Origin of the sequence: Psychrobacter sp. AH5, from assembly GCF_040371085.1 — a bacterium.
GTDB lineage: Bacteria > Pseudomonadota > Gammaproteobacteria > Pseudomonadales > Moraxellaceae > Psychrobacter.
The window spans coordinates 2,751,751-2,770,646 of record NZ_JAMBMT010000001.1 but is presented as its reverse complement, the minus strand read 5'-3'; the positions used below and the strand labels follow the sequence as shown (position 1 = coordinate 2,770,646).

Annotated in this window: 14 protein-coding genes; 10 read left to right on the top strand and 4 right to left on the bottom strand. The window is 45.3% G+C overall.

The features are described from left to right. Positions 1 to 131: 131 nt before the first annotated feature. Positions 132 to 1,799, bottom strand: a complete 1,668-nt coding sequence (locus M0N77_RS11760) for an ABC transporter substrate-binding protein (RefSeq protein WP_371834203.1) — start codon at positions 1,797 to 1,799, stop codon at positions 132 to 134. Positions 1,800 to 2,255: 456 nt separating this feature from the next. Between M0N77_RS11760 and M0N77_RS11755 the strand changes: the two genes are divergently transcribed. From M0N77_RS11755 to M0N77_RS11730, 6 genes are all read left to right on the top strand, one after another. Beyond that, on the top strand, positions 2,256 to 3,350 hold the full coding sequence (locus M0N77_RS11755) for a DUF2157 domain-containing protein (RefSeq protein WP_353105360.1): 1,095 nt from the start codon (positions 2,256 to 2,258) through the stop codon (positions 3,348 to 3,350). Then, positions 3,343 to 4,494: a DUF4401 domain-containing protein gene (locus M0N77_RS11750; RefSeq protein ID WP_353105359.1), complete on the top strand. Its 1,152-nt coding sequence runs from the start codon at positions 3,343 to 3,345 to the stop codon at positions 4,492 to 4,494. Before M0N77_RS11755 ends, M0N77_RS11750 begins: the two co-directional genes overlap by 8 nt. Then, the gene (locus M0N77_RS11745; RefSeq protein ID WP_353105358.1) at positions 4,491 to 5,144 is read left to right on the top strand and encodes a GDYXXLXY domain-containing protein; all 654 of its coding nucleotides are present in this window, start codon (positions 4,491 to 4,493) and stop codon (positions 5,142 to 5,144) included. The genes M0N77_RS11750 and M0N77_RS11745 overlap by 4 nt, the downstream gene beginning before the upstream one ends. Positions 5,145 to 5,293: 149 nt before the next feature. Then, a complete protein-coding gene (locus M0N77_RS11740; RefSeq protein ID WP_353105357.1) occupies positions 5,294 to 6,271 on the top strand; it encodes a zinc-binding dehydrogenase in 978 nt (325 codons plus the stop codon). Positions 6,272 to 6,313: 42 nt separating this feature from the next. Continuing rightward, complete coding sequence (locus M0N77_RS11735) at positions 6,314 to 7,333, top strand: oxidoreductase (protein WP_353105356.1); 1,020 nt, start codon at positions 6,314 to 6,316, stop codon at positions 7,331 to 7,333. A gap of 145 nt (positions 7,334 to 7,478) precedes the next feature. Continuing rightward, on the top strand, positions 7,479 to 8,216 hold the full coding sequence (locus M0N77_RS11730; RefSeq protein ID WP_353105355.1) for a hypothetical protein: 738 nt from the start codon (positions 7,479 to 7,481) through the stop codon (positions 8,214 to 8,216). A 90-nt stretch (positions 8,217 to 8,306) separates the two neighbouring features. On the opposite strand, the gene M0N77_RS11725 is transcribed toward M0N77_RS11730, so the two are convergent. Then, positions 8,307 to 9,293, bottom strand: a complete 987-nt coding sequence (locus tag M0N77_RS11725; protein WP_102076599.1) for a lipopolysaccharide assembly protein LapB — start codon at positions 9,291 to 9,293, stop codon at positions 8,307 to 8,309. A gap of 48 nt (positions 9,294 to 9,341) precedes the next feature. Continuing rightward, a complete protein-coding gene (gene guaA, locus M0N77_RS11720) occupies positions 9,342 to 10,964 on the bottom strand; it encodes a glutamine-hydrolyzing GMP synthase (protein ID WP_353105354.1) in 1,623 nt (540 codons plus the stop codon). Between the two features lie 245 nt (positions 10,965 to 11,209). On the opposite strand from guaA, the gene M0N77_RS11715 reads away from it, so the two are divergent. From M0N77_RS11715 to M0N77_RS11700, 4 genes are all read left to right on the top strand, one after another. Beyond that, positions 11,210 to 13,057 (top strand): BCCT family transporter, encoded by a 1,848-nt coding sequence (locus M0N77_RS11715; protein WP_353105353.1) that lies wholly within the window; start codon positions 11,210 to 11,212, stop codon positions 13,055 to 13,057. 239 nt (positions 13,058 to 13,296) lie between these two features. Next, positions 13,297 to 15,072 (top strand): FAD-binding oxidoreductase, encoded by a 1,776-nt coding sequence (locus tag M0N77_RS11710; protein WP_353105352.1) that lies wholly within the window; start codon positions 13,297 to 13,299, stop codon positions 15,070 to 15,072. A gap of 203 nt (positions 15,073 to 15,275) precedes the next feature. Next, entirely contained in the window at positions 15,276 to 16,934 is a 1,659-nt protein-coding gene (locus M0N77_RS11705; RefSeq protein ID WP_353105351.1) for a glycerol-3-phosphate dehydrogenase/oxidase, read from the top strand. Between the two features lie 174 nt (positions 16,935 to 17,108). After that, positions 17,109 to 18,677, top strand: a complete 1,569-nt coding sequence (locus M0N77_RS11700; protein WP_353105350.1) for an FGGY-family carbohydrate kinase — start codon at positions 17,109 to 17,111, stop codon at positions 18,675 to 18,677. Positions 18,678 to 18,753: 76 nt separating this feature from the next. On the opposite strand, the gene M0N77_RS11695 is transcribed toward M0N77_RS11700, so the two are convergent. Then, positions 18,754 to 18,891, bottom strand: a complete 138-nt coding sequence (locus M0N77_RS11695; RefSeq protein WP_353105349.1) for a hypothetical protein — start codon at positions 18,889 to 18,891, stop codon at positions 18,754 to 18,756. Positions 18,892 to 18,896: the final 5 nt, after the last annotated feature.

Below are 18,896 nucleotides of genomic sequence, written 5' to 3'. Positions count from 1 at the left end.
ACTGGTTTTACTCAGTTTGCTTATAATCAATAGATCATAAATAACAAAAGTTTCATCTACCACGCCTCATATAGACGGCAATGAAAAATGAAACTCATGCTAATCATAAAATATTAAAAATTATCGAGATATCAATGTTTGGCGATTGATAGGTTTTTTGCTTGCCAGTTATCCAAGATATCTTTGGTTGGGAAGCCGATAACGTAGGGCTTCACTAAGCGCGGGCTAACATAATGATAAATATTAAGCAGACCCATATCTTGGTCAAGCTGCGCTTCAGCTTGCTTATATAAGTTGGCACGCTGCTCAGGACTAACCCCAGCTTTTAGCGTCTGCGCCATCAGGCTATCGAAGTTAGCGCTGTTGTATTTACCATAGTTACCACTGTTGTCAGATTTGGCAATATTTAAAAAAGCTGACGCTTCATTATAGTCGCCACACCAGCCTGCACGCGCGATTTGATAATTACCATTACGGCGAGTATCTAGATAGGTTTTCCACTCTTTGTTAGTCAGCGTCACATCAACAAAACCAAGCGCTTGCTTCCATAGTGAAGTAGCGGCTACGGCGGTCTTTTTATGATTGTCGTTGGTATTGTATAGCAGCTCAAAACTCAGCGGATTACTATCGCTATAGCCGGCTTCATTGAGTAATTTTTTGGCCTCGGCAACTCGTTTTTCTTGATCCCAAGTCGACCACTCTGGCGTATTTTTGACATCACCATTGGTAGCAGGCGGCGTCAATTGATAAGCTGCGGTTTGCCCTTGACCGATCACTTTATCAGTAATAGTGTCACGATCTAAGGCTAGAGCTAAGGCGCGGCGAACTTTAGGATCATCAAAAGGCGGTTTGACGGTGTTAAATTCATAATAATAGGTGCAAAGGTAAGGCGATACGCTTAGCTGATCGCCGACTTGCTCTTTAAGCGAAGCAAACTGCTCAGTCGGTATCTCATTATAAGTAATATCAATCTCGCCAGCTTGGTAGCGCGCTACATCGGTTGTGCTAGAAGGGATAGGCAAAAAGGTAACAGTATCAATGGTAGTATTTGCATCATCATAATATGAAGGGTTACGCTTCAATACCATCTTATCATTTACTTGCCACTCGCTGACGGTGTACGGGCCATTGACCACAATATTCTCAGGAGAGGTCCACTTATCACCGAACGCTTCAACCGTCTTTTGATGCACAGGTTTGACAGAGTTATGAATTAGCATATCAGGGAAATAAGGCACAGGCTCCGTTAACGTCACTTGCAAGGTCTTATCATCGACAGCTTTCACTCCAAGGGTCTCGATACCGGCATTGCCTTCGACGATTTGATCGGCACCTACTACTTTGGCATCGACCAAATAGCTCGAATAAGGAGAGGCCGTATTAGGATCCACCAGCCGGCGCATACTATAGACAAAATCCTCTGCCGTTACCGGGTCGCCATTTGACCATTTGGCATCGCGTAGCTTAAAGGTCCATACTTTGTTATCTTCACTCTCCCAACTGGTCGCCATAGCTGGAATCGTTTTGCCCTCGCTATCAGTATTGGTTAAGCCTTCGAGTATTTGGCGACCAAGAGTAGCCTCAGGTACGCCCGATACTTTGTGAGGATCAAGCGACTCAGGCTCAGCGGCATTATTTACCACTAGCTCTTGGCTATCTGCCAAGACATTAGGATCAATCTCGGCCGCTTGATTGTTGGTCGTAGACTTATCGCCGCTACAGCCAGCCATTAGTATAGCGAGCATCAAGGTAGTAGGAACCAATACAGTCTTTAAAACAGGAGTAGAATTTTGCATCATAGTTTGCATCACATAGCAGTTGGCTGGGGAGGAGTATGATAAGTCGACTAATTTTTAGTAAATCAAATGCATAGTATAGAGTAAACACAGATAATACCATCCTAAAAGACGCTTTGAGCAGTCCTATTAGGTTTATACTTTCAGTACTGTACTCTCAAATCTATAGAATCTATTAAGCCAAACTCATATTTATAAACCATTTATCAATGGTAAATAACCGTTTATCCAAGATTAATACTTTATAAAGAATAGATTCAAAATCATAACCTATTTTTTGTTACTAGCATAAATATAGTTAAGCTTGCGTAACATTAATAATTAAAAAAGCCATATTTGTCAACTATTTTTGTTCTTTATTATCAAAGTATTTTAATCAAACGATTATTGACTTAGTGATATCAGCGCTAACTAAAAACCGCTAAGATAAGCTAAACATTCTGTTAATAAGAGAGCGCTATGAGCACATCAAGGCGTATTATTGAGCAATTAGTCAGCCAAGGTCGATTGCCAATTGAGCATGCAGAGGCTGCTGCCAAACACCTAGAAGTCTATCCCAGCAAAAGCACATGGCTTAGCTTCTTCGATAAAGCCTTGCTGATTATCGGTGCGCTGGCATTGGTGTTATCACTGGTGTTTTTTATTGCTTATAATTGGCAAAATTTGGGCAAGCTAGGCAAATTCGCTTTGGTCGAAGGCGCTCTGGTCATCACTATTGCGCTCTACGTGGCTCTCTCTTTTCGGCGCAGGTTTCATTTTATTTGTCAGCTATTATTGCTGGTCGCTAGTATCATTACGGGCAGTTTGCTGGCGCTATTTGGGCAGGTGTATCAGACCGGCGCAGATACTTGGCAGCTGTTTTTTGCGTGGGCAGTGCTGATAACTCCTTGGGTCATTATTGCCCGCTTTCCGGCACTGTGGCTATTGTGGCTTGGTCTCGTTAATACCTCCTTAGTGCTATATCTCGATGTCATAGACCTGTCTTTGTTTGAGGATAGTTATCAAAGCACGGTACAAATCATAATCTTTGCGTTAGTTAATTTCATAGCGCTAAATCTTTGGCTTGTTTTTGTTGATAACAAACGCGCCATCTCTAATACCCATCATTTCCATCATCCCAATCATTCTCACCAAACCATCGCACACCCTCAGACCAGCTTGCATTGGAGCAGTTATGTGGTTGCGCTAGTGAGTACTATCGCTAGTACTTTGGTGGCTCTCACCGCTGTTTTTGAAAATAGCGAAGTTTGGGTTATGCTGCTGTCTTTATCGTTATGGGCAGGCTGGTGCGCCTTTATTTATTGGCGTTTTTATCAGCATGATACGGATTTACTTATGCTGACTTATCTTTGTTTTTCTAGCATAGTCGTCATTATATCTCTGGTAAATAGGTTTTTATTGGCGAGCAGTTGGGAGGCCGGGGGCTTTTTACTTTTGGCACTATTACTGATTGGCATGAGTTCAGCTGCGGTGGTTTGGTTACGTAAGGTCGCTGATGAAAGCCGCCGCGACTCTGAGAGTACCGCTAGCAGTGGGGGCACTGATTATGAGTGAAACTATCCATAAAAACGCCCCTAATCAAACTCTAACTCAGCTAAAAAACTTAGGCTTGATTGATGATACTGTTATAGATGCAAGCGATAACACTGAGCAAAGCGCCCCTTGGTTTATCAGTATATTTTTTGGTTTTAGCGGTATTTTGGCTAGCCTATTTCTTATAGGGTTTTTAACGCTGTTATTAAACAAGAGTGATATTCTTGAGAGTTTTGTCGGGCTCTTTGTCACGGGTATTATATTGAGCGCTATTGGCGCGTTTTTGTTTTATAACGCCCATATACGCCTTAGCTCTTTTTGGAATAGTTTAGCTTTTGCTATCACTTTGGCCGGTCAAGGCTATATAACTTTCGCCATATTATTTGAAGGATTTGAGCAGCCATTTAGTGTAGTGCTATTATTATGTGTGCAGCTAGTCATGACTACACTCATCCCCAACTTTGTTTATCGACTGTTAAGCGCTACAGCAGCACTATGCTGCCTCGTCTATTTATGCAGCTACTATCATATTGCCGAAATAAGCTTGGGGCTATTAGCCTTAATCGCTATCGTTAGTAATCTGCAGCGCTATTCGCTCCTACAACACCTGCCTGATGAGTGGCAGCCAGCCTTTTTGGCGATGATTAGTGCTGTTGCTTACGCTAGCGCCTTTGTGTTATTAAGCGTTTCTATCTACTTTATCGCCGCTGAATATGGTCACTATTTTGGCCGTTATAATGAGGCTTTTAGTTACAACTATTCTCTAGCACAAGAGCTACTAACGCTTGCTAGCCTATACGCCGCGTTTATTATCCTAAAACGCTACTCGCTCAAAACACCTTTCACCTTAGGACTACTCACCGTTATTGCTATCGCTGTACTTGGCATGATGTCGATCTATGTCTCAGGATTACTAGCAGCTAGTCTGATCATTGTCATCGCTGTGGCCAACTCCCAGCGCGTACTACTAGCTTTTGGCATTATTGCTTTAGTCAGTTATATCTTTTGGTATTATTATCAGCTCGATACCTCACTCCTTCTCAAGTCCGCCTCCATGCTGATCATCGGAATGGGTTTATTATTGATACGTTTATTACTAGTCAAATATTACTTTGCAGACGGGACAGCACTAACAACGGCTGATGATAAGGAGCGACTATTATGAGTAATAATTTGATAAGTAAATCGTCGCTACCTTGGCTTCAAAAACGGCCAGTTAAAATAACTATTGCCTTGCTTGGTTTGATCATTATTTTGCTGATAATGACTATCAATGTCGCCAAATATGAAACGCATTTAGCGACTGGTGATACAGTGCTATTAGAGCTGGCACCTGTCGATCCACGCGGTTTTATGCAGGGCGATTATATGACGCTCAGATACGCTATAGAGGATCAGGTGCTTTATGCTATTGGTCAAGATATTACGGATGCTAAGCCAAGTGAAGGTTATATCATTGTAACAATCGATAATAACAACGTTGGCCGCTTTGATCGTTTAGCCGATAGTAATTCTCGCAACGCTCTAGCTGCGGATGAAATGGCGCTTTATTATCGGCTTCGTAACGGTGTGCTTAAGCTTGCGACCAATGCTTTTTTCTTTCAAGAAGGTCATAGCGAGGCCTTTGAAACGGCAGAATATGGCTTATTTCGGGTCAATGATAAAGGCGAGCCGTTACTAACGAATATGGTCGATAAAGACTTTGAGGTGATTAAAAGCATAAATAATGACAGCATAGCAGAATTAGAAAATCCAGATAGTTTAGAAAACCCAGTTAGCTTAGAAAATAGAGGTCGCCAAGGCAGCGGTATGTAATATCAAAGGCTTTATATGAAAAACGTCATTATAAGAAAAGGTTATTAACCAAAATAATATTGCACTAACTGGGCGTAGCTTGTTACTGTGATTCACCTCTTATCTCAACTCACCACTTAATCACTCACTAATAAATAAAGGAATATAATATGCGCAGCGCAACTTATAACGAATTTGGCAAACCCACCGAAGTATTGAGCCTAGGCGATAGCCCTATCCCAGAACCTAAGCCCACCGAGGTGCGTGTAAAAACCGTGCTCGCCTCTATCCACAACCATGATCTGTTAACCATTCGCGGTAAATATGGTTTTAAGCCAGAGATGCCCGCTATTGCAGGCTCCGAGGCGGTCGGCGTCGTCGATGCTGTCGGCAGTGAGGTCAAAAACTTGAAAGTCGGTCAACGGGTCGCCGCCGCTAGTGTACAGGCGACTTGGGCGGAGTATTTTGTCGCTGACGAGGATATGGTATTCGCCATCCCTGAGAGCTTGGATGATGAGATGGCCGCGCAATTAATCGCCATGCCGCTTAGCGCGCTTATGCTGCTTGAGTTCTTAGAAGCCAAGAGCGGACAATGGATTATCCATAACGCGGCGAACGGCGCAGTCGGTAAATCGCTTGCGATGCTAGCAGCGGCGCGCGGCGTCAACACTATCAATGTGGTCCGTAGCAGCGATGCCATAAAAGAGCTAGAAGCAATCGGCGCAGAAAATAACGTCAGCACTGATAATGAGGACTGGAAAGAGCAAGTCAAAGCCATCCTTGGCGAGGATAAAATCAGCGCAGCGGTCGATTCAGTCGGCGGTGAAAACAGTGGTGATCTATTATCGCTACTCGGTCATGGCGGAGTGTTTGCGGTATTTGGCGCGATGTCAGGTAAGCCCATGGTACTTAACCCGACGCATATGATCTTTAAACAAGCGACGCTAAAAGGCTTCTGGGGTAGCAAACTCAGTCAAGAGATGAGTGTGGAGAATAAACAGCGCTTAATCGACGAGCTTATTGAGCGCGCCGTCGAAGGCAAGTTGAAATTGCCCGTTGAAGCGACTTTTGATCTAGCAGATATCATAAAGGCCGTCGATGGCAAATTACAATCTGGCAAAAATGGTAAGGTGCTCATTAAGCCTTAAGGTATCGCCGTAAAGTTTATTTACCAAAAAAGGAATAATATTATGTCCAATCAAAAAAACTCTGATAATAAAACCTTTAAAGCCTTAGTGGTCGAAGAAACCAGCGACGGTAAATTCGAAAAAAGCATTCAACAGCGCAACCTCAGCGACCTGCCTGACAATGATCTATTGATTGAAGTACATTACTCCTCGCTCAACTATAAAGATGCCATGTCGGCCTCGGGTAATAAGAGCATCACCAAAAACTATCCGCACACCCCTGGTATTGACGCGGCAGGCGTGGTGGTCAGCGACAAGTCTGGCACTTTTAGCGAAGGTCAAGAAGTCGTGGTATTCGGCTATGATTTAGGTATGAACACCGCAGGCGGACTCGGACAAATGATTGCCATCCCTGCCGACTGGGCATTGCCTTGCCCTGAAGCGCTGAGCCTAAAAGAAGCGATGATCTATGGTACAGGCGGCCTAACGGCGGCGCTAAGCATCCAAAAGCTGGAAAAAATGGGCGCAAAACCAAGCGATGGCCCCGTTGCCGTATCAGGCGCGACAGGCGGTGTGGGCACTATCAGTATTGCTATCCTCTCGCAGCTGGGCTACGAGTCTATCGCCTTCTCTGGTAAGCCTGAGCAAAGCGAACACTTGAAAGAGTTGGGCGCCACCGAAGTGCGCCATCGTGATACCATCAATGAAGTCGGCAATCGCCCTGTTGGCCGTCCGCTATGGGCCAATGCCATCGATACCGTCGGCGGTGACTATCTTGCCAACCTACTCAAGCAAACCAAACCAGGTGGCGCAGTGACGACCTGTGGCCTTGCAGCATCAGCGTCATTTTCGATGACCGTATTGCCGTTTATCACGCGTGCGGTATCGCTACTGGGTATCGACTCGGTATTTATCCCACTTGAGGACAAAAAAGCGATTTGGCAGCGCGTGGCAACGGACATGAAACTACCCAATCTGGAGCAATACGCAGAAGAAATCACCCTTGAACAAACCCCTGAATACCTAGAGCGCTTTATTGATGGTAAAGCAGTGGGACGTTATGTGGTGAATGTGCGGGGTTAGGGTTAACGTTATCTAGAACTGTTCAGAAGGCGATAGTAGTGTTCTACACTGTTAGAACACTACTATTTTTTTATTTTCAAGTACTATATTTACTTGTGATAAACTCATAATCACATATACATATAAGAATAAAGAGATAGTCTAAATGCAATGGATATCCGCTTACAGTCATTTATTTAACATATTGAATAAAGCTGAAACTCCAGCCTACCATAGTGGCTCTGAGTTTATTAAAGTAGTACAAAACTTTGATCGCGGATTGCCCGATTACTCACTATATATTGAAGAACGTAGGCGCTTGAATAAAAGTACAAGTAGAAAGGACTTCTACTGGGATATATTAAAAGAACTAGAAGAACCTGTTCGCTTTGAAGTTTTTCGTGCATTTATAGATATTGTAGAGCCACATTTCCCAAATGAGGCCCAGGATTTAAGAGCATATCTATTTGGTAATGTTCAACCAGTCCCAAAAGCAAAAATACCCAATCAGCAATGGAGCTCTGACAAGCTTAACTCAATGCTGTCAAAAATTGATAATGCAATTGATATTTCAAATTATGATTATGCGATGACATTATCATATACATGTTTAGAAGGACTTTATAAATCTTATATTCATAAACACGTACCAACAAGCATAAACGTGACAGACTTAATACCTTTATCAAAAATTGTTCGTGACGATATAAACTCTAAATTATCGAATAAAGGCAATTATCCCGTTCTAATGGTTACAAGTATTTCTACACTAACAAGCGCTATCGCAAACTCTCGTAATTCGTTTAGCGACTCTCATTTTGATAAAGAAGCGAATAAGTGGTTAGCAACCTATAGTCGCGACTTGGTCAACTCTATAGGCCGTTTACTATTACATTTTCTGTAGATTAGATTTTTTAGTTAGAAAAATTAACCATAAAAAAAACACCCAACTAAGTTGAGTGTTTTAACTAAAGAGAAGTGCCGCTAAATCAAATTATTTTTTCTTCTTTTTCTCAGCACGTTTTTTCTCAATCAGGGTTTGAGCGGTAGTATTTTCTTCCCACCAATCGCCCATATCTTGCCAGTAGAGATAAGCCTGCTCTTTACCACCAATTTCGATACCATAACTATTGATACCCATACCGCGTGGTCTAGGATGACGCTTTTTAAGAATTTCATGCGCCACTTCAGGCAAGTTATCTTTTGCGATATCCCACTCTTTTTCAGCCTTATCTAATTTATCTTGATAACAGTAAGCCAGCACCTTACCGAAAGCGATATTTGCAAGCATATCCTCTGGATAGTTGTCGCAAATTCGAATTATTTTCTGATACTCTTCGGTAAACATGTACCATTCTATCAGCGCTTCACGCATACCTAGGTTGTCATTAGGGCAAACTTGTAGCAGCCTTTCTCCCTGCTCGCAGGCTTCATCAAAGCTCATATTGTCAGCATAGACATTTGCCAGCTGAAACAGCGCTCGCAAAAAGGGACGGTTCTCCATGATGCCCCATGGCAGCTTACTTTTTTGCCAATTAAAGTTTTTGGGGAAATACTCTAAGTATAGGCGCATACATTCGCGGCTACTCAATAGTGCTAAAAAGCTGTCATCATGCTGCTCACACAAAAATGCTAAGTTAAAGTAAGCATCAGGGTCATTCATATTCTCTAATACTAAAAACTGAGCAATATCACGAGCCACTTCATAACCTTCTTTCTCCAGCGTCATCTGTATCACTTGGAATGAGGTTGGCGGCTGCTCATCAAAGTCTTGCACAATTTCATGCTGAAATTTGGTCATGACTTCATTCATAATATCGTTGATATCACGACCTCTTTTTACCTCGGCATCTACAAAGGCTTTTATTTTAAGATTAAGCGCTCTACCAGCGCCAAGCGCATTTGATCTATTGTCAGCCGACTTATCGCTAACGTCATCTTCAAACATCCACTCGTTTTGTCCCACATGAACCAGTTTCATAGTCCATCACTCCTTTGCGTTGATATTACAATCATAGCATATGAATAATTATTCCCACTCAATCGTCGCCGGCGGCTTACTCGACACATCATACGTCACGCGTGAGACATCAGCGATTTCATTCATGATACGATTCGATACGGTCTCGATCAAATCATATGGCAGATGCGCAAAGCGAGCCGTCATAAAGTCCACGGTCTCGACGGCACGTAGCGCAATGACCCACGCATAGCGGCGGCCATCACCGACCACGCCGACCGATTTGATCGGTTGGAATACCGCAAAGGCTTGCGCGGTTTTGTCATACCAGCCAGAGCGCTCCAGCTCCTGCATAAAAATCGCATCGGCAAGACGCAGGATATCAGCATATTCTTTTTTGACTTCACCAAGGATTCGCACGCCTAGACCTGGTCCTGGGAACGGATGACGATAGATCATTTTCTCTGGTAGACCTAAAGTAATACCCAATTTACGTACTTCATCTTTAAATAAATCACGCAGTGGCTCAATGAGTTTAAAGGCCAAATCATCAGGCAGTCCGCCGACATTATGATGGCTCTTGATGACGTGCGCTTTGCCTTGATGCGACTTGGCAGATTCAATAACATCAGGATAAATCGTGCCTTGCGCTAAGAACTCAATCTCTTTGCCATCGCTTTGCTCGCTAACTTTACGCGCGCTATCGGCGAAGACATCGATAAAGGTTTTACCAATGATTTTACGTTTGGCTTCCGGATCTGACTCGCCTGCTAAGGCATTTAAGAACAGATCTTCAGCATCGACGCGAATCACTTTGACGCCCATATTTTCCGCGAACACTTGCATCACCTGATCGCCTTCGTGCAGACGCAGCAGACCGTTATCGACAAATACACAAGTGAGCTGATCGCCAATCGCTTTATGCAACAATGCGGCCACCACTGAACTATCGACGCCACCTGAGAGACCTAGCAAGACTTGCTTGTCACCGATTTGCTCTTTGAGCTGCGCCACACGCATATCGACGATATTATCTGGCGTCCACTCCCCTGCACAGTCGCAGATTTGATGCACAAAACGACCGAGCAGCGCCTGACCTTGTAGGGTATGGGTGACTTCAGGATGAAACTGCAGACCATAATAGTGCTTATCATCATCGGCCATAATCGCAATCGGACAGCTGGGCGTACTAGCGATAATATCAAAACCTTGCGGCGCTTCAATGACCTTATCGCCATGACTCATCCAGACATTTAGATTGGCCGTGCTGTTTTCCGTAGTGCTGTCTTCTATGCCATCAGTAAGCTTTGAATGACCATTGACATTAATGGTCGCTGCGCCGAACTCGTGAATATCGCTGGCATGTACCTTACCGCCGAAACGATCTGCCATCGCCTGCATGCCGTAGCAAATACCTAGGACGGGTACGCCCAAATCAAATACCGCGTCATTGATACGCGGGCTATTGTCCGCATGCACACTCTCAGGACCGCCTGACAAGATCACCCCTTTAGCTCCAAAATCTTTGATACGGTCGCTGTCGATATCATAAGGGAACATCTCACAAAACACGCCTGAATCACGCACCCGGCGGGCGATTAGCTGGCTGTATTGTGAGCCAAAATCTAGGATTAAGATGCGGTCTTCTTTGATCGCAGGAATGCTGGCAGCAGGCGTAGTGGCGGTTGTCATAACTAGAGGTCCATCAATAGGTAAAATTGGTGGCCTATTTTAACAAGTTTAGCGCAGCTATTGGTTATAAAAATCGCTTATTCTAGTAATGATCGCTGTTTGAAGCGTTATATAGGGTGGTTTATTATGCGGCATCGATAATAAGAGCAAAATTTGTTATAAGTAATAAAGCATCTATCACTGTTATGCCCTACAACCGCTCTTATTTATGCTATAAATTTTGAAACTTGCAACAGGAGAGTTAGATGAGTAATGATTCGCGTCAAAAACCTGATAAATCCAGTTTAGACTCTCTTGGATTGTCCAAAGAGTATTTGCCCGATTATGTCAAAGCTCGATCCAAATATCATAAGCCGCCGCATTTAGGGACTTTTGATGTCGGTATGTCTATTCCGCAGTGGCGACCCGACCATGTCCCCGACACCCGTATCGACAAGTTTACTTTTGGCATGGTGCTAGTTATTTTACTTAGTATCGCTGTGCCTTTGATCTTGTTTCCTGAACAAGGCAAAAACTGGGTAGGTATAGCGCGCGCTTTTGTCAGCGATAACTTTGGTTTTGCCTATTTATTGTTCGGCGTGCTGGCGATGATGTTTGTGATTTATATCATCTTCTCTGATATCGGCAAAATAAAGTTAGGCCGACCAGAAGAGATGCCAGAGTTTAAGGACAGCTCATGGGCGGCAATGCTGTTTTGTGGCGGTATTGGCGCAAGTATCTTATATTGGGGACTCATCGAGTGGGCTTATTATTATCAAAGTCCGCCTTTTGGTATAGCAGGCGCAACGCCGGACGCTATTCGCTGGGCGACCACTTACGGTATGTTTCACTGGGGACCGGTGGCCTGGGCGATCTACTTAGTGCCTGCCATTCCTATTGCCTACTTCTATTACGTGCGGCAAACGCCAGTACTCAAAGTCAGCCAAACCTTGATGCCTTTATTAGGCGAAAAGGGGGCGGGTAGCAATTGGGCCAAAATGCTCGATGTGCTGTTTGTCTTTGGTATGGTAGGTGGCGGGGCAACCACTTTGGGTCTCGCCTCACCGCTTATTAATGAAGGTTTGTATAATTTATTTGGCCTGCCGCGCAACATCACCATGCAAATTGTGGTGCTACTCATCACCACCATGATCTTTGCTTATAGTGCTTATCAAGGACTCAAAGGCGGTATTCAAAAGCTCTCTAATATTAACTTTTATCTAGCGGTGGTATTTTTATTATTTGTGTTGGTAGTTGGACCGACGGTGTTTATTTTGAACACTGGTATGGAAGCCATTGGCCGTATGATTACGCAGATGCCGCGGATGATGACTTATATTGAGCCCTTTAAAGACTTTCAACAGTTTGGTTTTAAGCCTATTACTTTTCCGCAAGATTGGACGGTGTTTTATTGGGCATGGTGGCTAGTATTTGCGCCAACTATTGGGCTATTTATCGCCAAGATATCTAGAGGGCGTACCATTCGTAATATGGTGGTCGGCTCGATGTTTTATGGCTCGCTTGGCTGCGCGATGTTTATGATTATCTTAGGGAACTATGGTTTATATTTGCAGATGACGGGGATAGTCGATGTGGTCGGCATCTTAAATAACGAATCGCCGACTGCCGCTATCTTCTCTATCTTAAATAGCTTACCGATGTCTTATCTAGTGGTGGCGGTCTTTACCTTTTTGGCCACTATTTTTACTGCGACTACTTTTGATTCGATCTCTTATATTCTAGCTTCGGTGGTACAAAAAGAGGTCGATGATGAGCCGCATCGCTGGAACCGGCTATTTTGGGCCTTTACCTTATGTTTATTGCCCGCTATTTTGATGTTTTTGGGTGATTTGCAAACCTTGCAGACCGCTTCTATTATCGCTGGGGCACCGCTTATTATCATTCTAACGATGATGATGGTTTCGGTCATTAAGGCGGCGCGTTATGACTTGGCTTATCAGCCTGATTATTATATAAAAACCATCCATATCGAAGAGCTCCCAGATAATTCGCCATGGGAAGAAGGGCTGACATCGGAGGCGCCAGAGGGCTCGGTATTGGCTCAGCAGGATGAGTGGGAACAACTACGCGATGACGCTGAAAACGGTAGTTAAAACAAGCGTCTATTTTTAATTATTTGATAAAAGCTGAGCTGCTATGGTAGCTCAGCTTCTTTGTATTTAATGGCTAATAAACCTTTCATTGTGCCCCTTTTTTAATGCTGCTATCGAGTCATAAAATATAAACAATAGTTATTTACATTGTGATAATCTAAAAGAATTAGTATTGAACCTTTAATTTAAAATAAAGCCAATTCAAAATCCAGTGATTATAATTTGACAGGTACGTCTCTATGAGCAAAATCAAATCCCTTCTCCGCAAAAGCCCTAAAGCCGATAACGCTGTGCCTCTCGCAATCACCTCTGATAGCAAAAATACCGACAATACAAGTCAGGATACTGATATAAAAAGAGCTGTCTCTCAGACCAGCAATTCTCTTAATACGCCTATCGAGCAAACGCGCTGGAATGGCTGGGGTAATGTTAATATTAATAAAAAAGTCTCGCCGCACGGCGCAAAGCTGATCAAATCACATATCGGTAAAACTAAAAAGCTCAAATCGGTTAGCCTGCAACAAGTCATTAAAACGGTGCCTAAACCACGCTTGCCTGCTGAGCTTACCGATCTCGATATAGTATCGACCGATCAAGAAACCAGACTCAGACACGCCCGCGGGCAAAGCTTCCCCGATTGGATCGCTATGCACAGCGGCGACTTTGAGGTCTTCCCTGATGGCGTGGCTTTCCCCGAATCTACCGCTGATGTCGAGCAACTACTTAAGCTCGCCCAAGAGCACGATCTGATTGTTATTCCTTTCGGCGGTGGTACTTCTGTAGTCGGTCATATCAATCCACAACAGGGCGCGCGGCCTGTTTTGACAATCGCTATGAGTAAAATGGATCGGCTGATGGATTTGGATACCGAGAGTCAAATTGCTACTTTTGGTGCCGGTACGCAAGGACCAGCGGTCGAGGCGCAATTGGACGAGCATGGTTATCGCTTGGGACATTATCCGCAGTCGTGGGAGCTATCGACACTTGGTGGTTGGATTGCCGCGCGCTCTAGTGGTCAGCAATCCTTGGGCTATGGACGTATCGAGCAGATGTTTGCAGGCGGTACTTTAGTGACCCCGCAAGGCGTGCTAGAGATTGCTGATATTCCTGCATCCTCAGCAGGGCCAGATCTGCGTGAGATGATGATGGGGTCTGAGGGCCGCGCGGGTATCTTTACGACAGTGAAAGTGCGCGTGCAGTCGCAACCTGAGGAAGAGCTATTTAAAGTGGCGTTTTTGCCCAATTGGCAAGCAGGAAAAGCAGTACTCAAACAAGCGGTGCAACAAGATATCCGCCTGTCCATGCTACGTCTGAGTAATGCGGTTGAGACTGACGCACATTTGCATTTAGGCACTACGCCGAGTCAGTTTTTAGCGATTAGCACCTATCTAAAAGCGCGTGGTCTTAGCTCAGATAAAGTGATGCTGACTTATGGCTTCTCAGGCGATAAAGCACAGAATAAACTAGCTATTACTCAGCTCAATAAGCTGTTAAAGCAAAATGGTAGTGTCACGGGTAAAATCACTAATATTATGGGTAGTGTGTGGGCGCATGGACGCTTTAAATTCCCGTATCTACGCGGCACTTTGTGGGACAAAGGCATTATGGTCGATACCTTTGAGACTGCTACCAACTGGAGCCGTATTGACGAGCAGATGGCGCAGATGCAAGAGGCGGTAAAAACCTCGCTCGCTGATGAAGGCGAGGAAGTGATGGCCTTTACTCATATCTCACATGTCTATAAGCAAGGCGCAAGTCTATACACGACTTATTTCTTCCGCGCCGCCAAAGATCACGCCACTACTCTACAGCGCTGGCAGAAAATCAAACATGCCGCTAGTACTAGTTTAGCGAATGGCAAGGCCACCATCTCGCATCAGCATGGCGTCGGTCGTGATCATGCCCCATATTTAGTAGCTGAAAAAGGCGAGCTAGGGATTCAAGTGACTCGTAATATGCTCAAAAGCTTAGATCCTGAGCAGCGTATGAATCCGGGTGTATTACTCGAAGAATAGTTTTAATTAAGAGCTTTGTTTATAGCCAGTTTGATGGAAGAACGTTGCAGCACGGCTGGTCTTAATTTTGCCCAGCCTCTGGAGTGACGAAGTCGCACAGCAAGCAAGTAAAATTAATACCAGTCGCGCGCCGTAACAAAACTTATCTATCAACTTAGCAGCGACTATAGCTTGAATAAATTATTATTTAAGAAGAAGAATCTATGAACCAAAGCAAACAACGCCAGCAAGCCCTAGCGACCTTATTAAAACGCTCCTCTCACACTGCACCTTGGGATATGCTCATTATCGGCGGCGGTATTACTGGTGCGGGCATTGCACGTGAAGCGGCAAGGCGCGGGCTAAGTGTCTTACTTATCGAGCAAAAAGACTTTGCTTGGGGCACCTCCAGCCGCTCAAGCAAAATGGTACACGGCGGTCTGCGTTACATAGCTTCGGGCGATTATAAAACCACTTTACTTAGTGTGCGCGAGCGCGAGCGTATGCTCACTGAAGCTAGCGGTTTGGTTAACGAGATGCATTACGTCATGCCGCACTATAAAGGCAAGTTTCCACCGCCCTGGATATTTAATACCTTATTAAGAGTCTATGACAGAATAGCGGGCAAACGTTATTTTAAATACTTCAAAAAAGACGCTTTTTTACGTCTCAATCCTAATATCAAGCAGGATAAATTTTTGGGTGCCAGCCAGTTTAGCGATGCGGTCACCGATGACTCGCGCCTTGTAATGCGTGTACTTGACGAAGCCATCCATGACGGCGCGCAAGCTATTAATTATCTAAAAGCCGAGTCGCTTATCATTAATGAACAAGGCTTAGTGGTAGGCGCAAATCTTAAAGATACTGCTTCTAAAGAGAGCGATAAGACATTCGAGGTTCACGCCAAAGTGGTGGTCAGTGCCACAGGTGCGTGGGCCGATACCTTACGTATGCAAGCCAGTAATGAAACTGAGCAAAGCTTCAACAAGCAAATACGTCCCTCACGCGGTAGTCATTTAGTGGTCAGTCAAGAGCGCTTGCCTACCTCGCAAGCTTATACCTTCTTGCATCCTACTGATAAAAGAGCGGTGTTCGTCTTTCCGTGGGAGAACCGCACTGTGCTAGGGACTACCGATTTGGATCACCCGCCACTTAATGACGAAGAAGTCGGTATCACTAGCGCAGAGGTCGATTATCTACTAGCAGCGACTAACTCATTATTTGATGATACCGATCTCAATCGAGAAGATGTCATCAGCTCATGGGCAGGCGTGCGTCCGCTGATATCCGATAGTGGCGATGGCAAACGCGTCAGCCCTAGTAAAGAAAAGCGCGATCATAGCGTTTGGCTCGATAACAATCTCGTGACCGTCAGCGGCGGCAAGCTCACGACCTTTCGCCTAATTGCCCTTGATGTGCTTAAAAAGTGTCAACAAGTACTGCAACTTGATGATGCCACTATCGAACAAAATGCCTCGCATAACGACCAAGTCTTTAGCAATCCCACGCCGACCCATCCCAAATTTACGACTTTACCTTCTGATCTACAACAGCGTTTGCAAGGATTTTATGGTCTGCAGCTCGATAAATTACTAGAGCTAGCGCACGAGGATGATCTAGCGTATGTCACCGATAGTAATACCATTTGGGCCGAAATTCGCTTTGCCGCGCGCTTTGAGCAAGTCATACATTTAGATGACTTGTTATTAAGACGCACGCGCTTAGGTTTGATCCTGCCGCACGGCGCGATGACACCTCTGATTAGCGCAAGATTAAAGCAAATTTGCCAACAAGAGCTGGGTTGGGATGAGCAAAAGTGGCAGCAAGAAGTCGCTCGCTATACCGAGTTATGGCAGCGTTATTATCATTTGCCTGCGGCTTAGTGCTTTTTATACCCACATTTAAGACACTTTAAGAGTTATGCTGTGCGGCTGGTATAAATTTTCCTTGCTTGCTGTGCGACTTCGTCACTCCAGAGGCTGCGCAAAATTCATCCCAGCAGCACATAGCAAATGTGTAGCAGTTTTAACTAGAACTGAGTATAGTTAAGGAAGACTATGACCGATAATTCTGCAAACCCGATTTATTTCTTAGCTATCGACAACGGCACCCAAAGCGTCCGCGCGCTGATATTTGATCAATTCGGCAGCGAGATTGCCAAAGCCCGCGTGCCTATCGAGCCGTATTTCTCCGAGCAGCCCAATTATGCTGAGCAGCACGCCGACTACTATTGGCAAAAGCTATGTGAGGCTTGCCAAAAGCTGTGGCAAAGCTGCGAGATTAAACCTGAACAAATCGCTGGCGTCAGTCTCGCCACCCAGCGCTATACCATGATTTGCCTCGATAAAGACATGCAGCCGCTACGCCCCGCTATCGTTTGGATGGATTTGCGCCGCGCTGAGACTAGTGATATCGGCTTTCTTGGCCCACTCACCAAAGTCATCGGCATGGGCGAATTAGTCAAGGACGCCCAGCAGAAAGCTCGCTGTAATTGGCTCGCGCAAAACAAACCTGAGATGTGGGCAAAAACCGCGCACTACGTCAACCTCTCCGCCTACCTCACTTATCAGCTCACAGGCGAATTAGCTGACTCAACGGGTCACTGTGTCGGCTATCTACCTTATGATTATAAAGCGCAAAAGTGGCTAAAGCCGAAAGATCTTAAATGGCGACTCTTTAGCTGTACCTCTGAGCAAATGCCTAAAATAGTCCCACCTGGACAAAAACTAGGGGAAATTACGGCGACAGCTGCTAAAGCTACAGGACTTGTTGCAGGCACACCAATGATAGCCGCTGCCAGTGATAAAGCCTGCGAAGCCCTAGGCGCAGCGGGGCTTGCCGCCGATACCGCCTGCCTCAGCTTTGGCACCACCGCCACTATCAATACCATCTCCCCCGATTACGTCGAAATCCTCAAACACATGCCCGCCTACACCGCCGCCGCCCCGCACTACTACAACCACGAGTACATGATTTATCGCGGCTTTTGGATGGTCAGCTGGTTCAAAGAACAATTCGCCCACTACGAACAGCAACTTGCCAAAACCCAAGGCATCGACACCGAAAAACTCCTCGATGCCGCCGTAAAAGACATTCCAGCCGGCTGTATGGGACTCATCATGCAGCCGTATTGGTCGCCAGGCGTGCGTCATCCGGGGCTTGAAGGCAAAGGCGCGCTCATTGGTTTTGGCGATGTGCACACGCGGGCGCACGTGTATCGCGCTATCTTAGAAGGGCTGGCCTACGAGCTCAAACTCGGCTTTGATACTATCGAAAAACGTACGGGCAAACCCATCAAACACCTGCGGGTCTCAGGCGGCGGCTCCCAAAGCGACGCCGCCATGCAGCTCACCGCCGACATCTTCGCCATGCCCGCCTACCGCCCGCACACCTATGAAGCCACTGGCCTTGGCGCGGCCATCAACTGCGCGGTGGGTCTCGGCGTCTATCCCGACCACTCTACCGCAAGCGATGCCATGACCCATTTAGGTGATGAATTTGTGCCCATCAAAGCCAACGTGCAACTCTACAAGCGCCTGTATAACGAGGTCTATCTCAAGATGTACGAGCGCCTAAAACCCTTATACCAAAGCATTCAAGACATCACAGGATATCCTGCGAAGTAGTCTGCGCAAGTTTAAGGTGTCGGCGTATTGGGAGTGGTTAGAAGGTGGGATGATTTTGGTTGAGAGATTATAGGAGCTAATCGCGCCTTTTGCTTGTATCTGTACCCTTAAGCGTGGCGGGCACTAACGGCTGATGGCATTCCTGTATTCTCGATACTACCCTCAGCCAAGTGCCCGCAACTCGCTTAGTCGCATAGGATACCGCGTCAGTCACGGCTA

What these genes read in the sequence shown, in the direction of transcription:
- M0N77_RS11760 (WP_371834203.1), bottom strand. Translation starts at nt 1,799, where the DNA reads ATGATGCAAAATTCTACTCCTGTTTTAAAGACTGTATTGGTTCCTACT.
- M0N77_RS11755 (WP_353105360.1), top strand. Translation starts at nt 2,256, where the DNA reads ATGAGCACATCAAGGCGTATTATTGAGCAATTAGTCAGCCAAGGTCGA.
- M0N77_RS11750 (WP_353105359.1), top strand. Translation starts at nt 3,343, where the DNA reads ATGAGTGAAACTATCCATAAAAACGCCCCTAATCAAACTCTAACTCAG.
- M0N77_RS11745 (WP_353105358.1), top strand. Translation starts at nt 4,491, where the DNA reads ATGAGTAATAATTTGATAAGTAAATCGTCGCTACCTTGGCTTCAAAAA.
- M0N77_RS11740 (WP_353105357.1), top strand. Translation starts at nt 5,294, where the DNA reads ATGCGCAGCGCAACTTATAACGAATTTGGCAAACCCACCGAAGTATTG.
- M0N77_RS11735 (WP_353105356.1), top strand. Translation starts at nt 6,314, where the DNA reads ATGTCCAATCAAAAAAACTCTGATAATAAAACCTTTAAAGCCTTAGTG.
- M0N77_RS11730 (WP_353105355.1), top strand. Translation starts at nt 7,479, where the DNA reads ATGCAATGGATATCCGCTTACAGTCATTTATTTAACATATTGAATAAA.
- M0N77_RS11725 (WP_102076599.1), bottom strand. Translation starts at nt 9,293, where the DNA reads ATGAAACTGGTTCATGTGGGACAAAACGAGTGGATGTTTGAAGATGAC.
- guaA (WP_353105354.1), bottom strand. Translation starts at nt 10,964, where the DNA reads ATGACAACCGCCACTACGCCTGCTGCCAGCATTCCTGCGATCAAAGAA.
- M0N77_RS11715 (WP_353105353.1), top strand. Translation starts at nt 11,210, where the DNA reads ATGAGTAATGATTCGCGTCAAAAACCTGATAAATCCAGTTTAGACTCT.
- M0N77_RS11710 (WP_353105352.1), top strand. Translation starts at nt 13,297, where the DNA reads ATGAGCAAAATCAAATCCCTTCTCCGCAAAAGCCCTAAAGCCGATAAC.
- M0N77_RS11705 (WP_353105351.1), top strand. Translation starts at nt 15,276, where the DNA reads ATGAACCAAAGCAAACAACGCCAGCAAGCCCTAGCGACCTTATTAAAA.
- M0N77_RS11700 (WP_353105350.1), top strand. Translation starts at nt 17,109, where the DNA reads ATGACCGATAATTCTGCAAACCCGATTTATTTCTTAGCTATCGACAAC.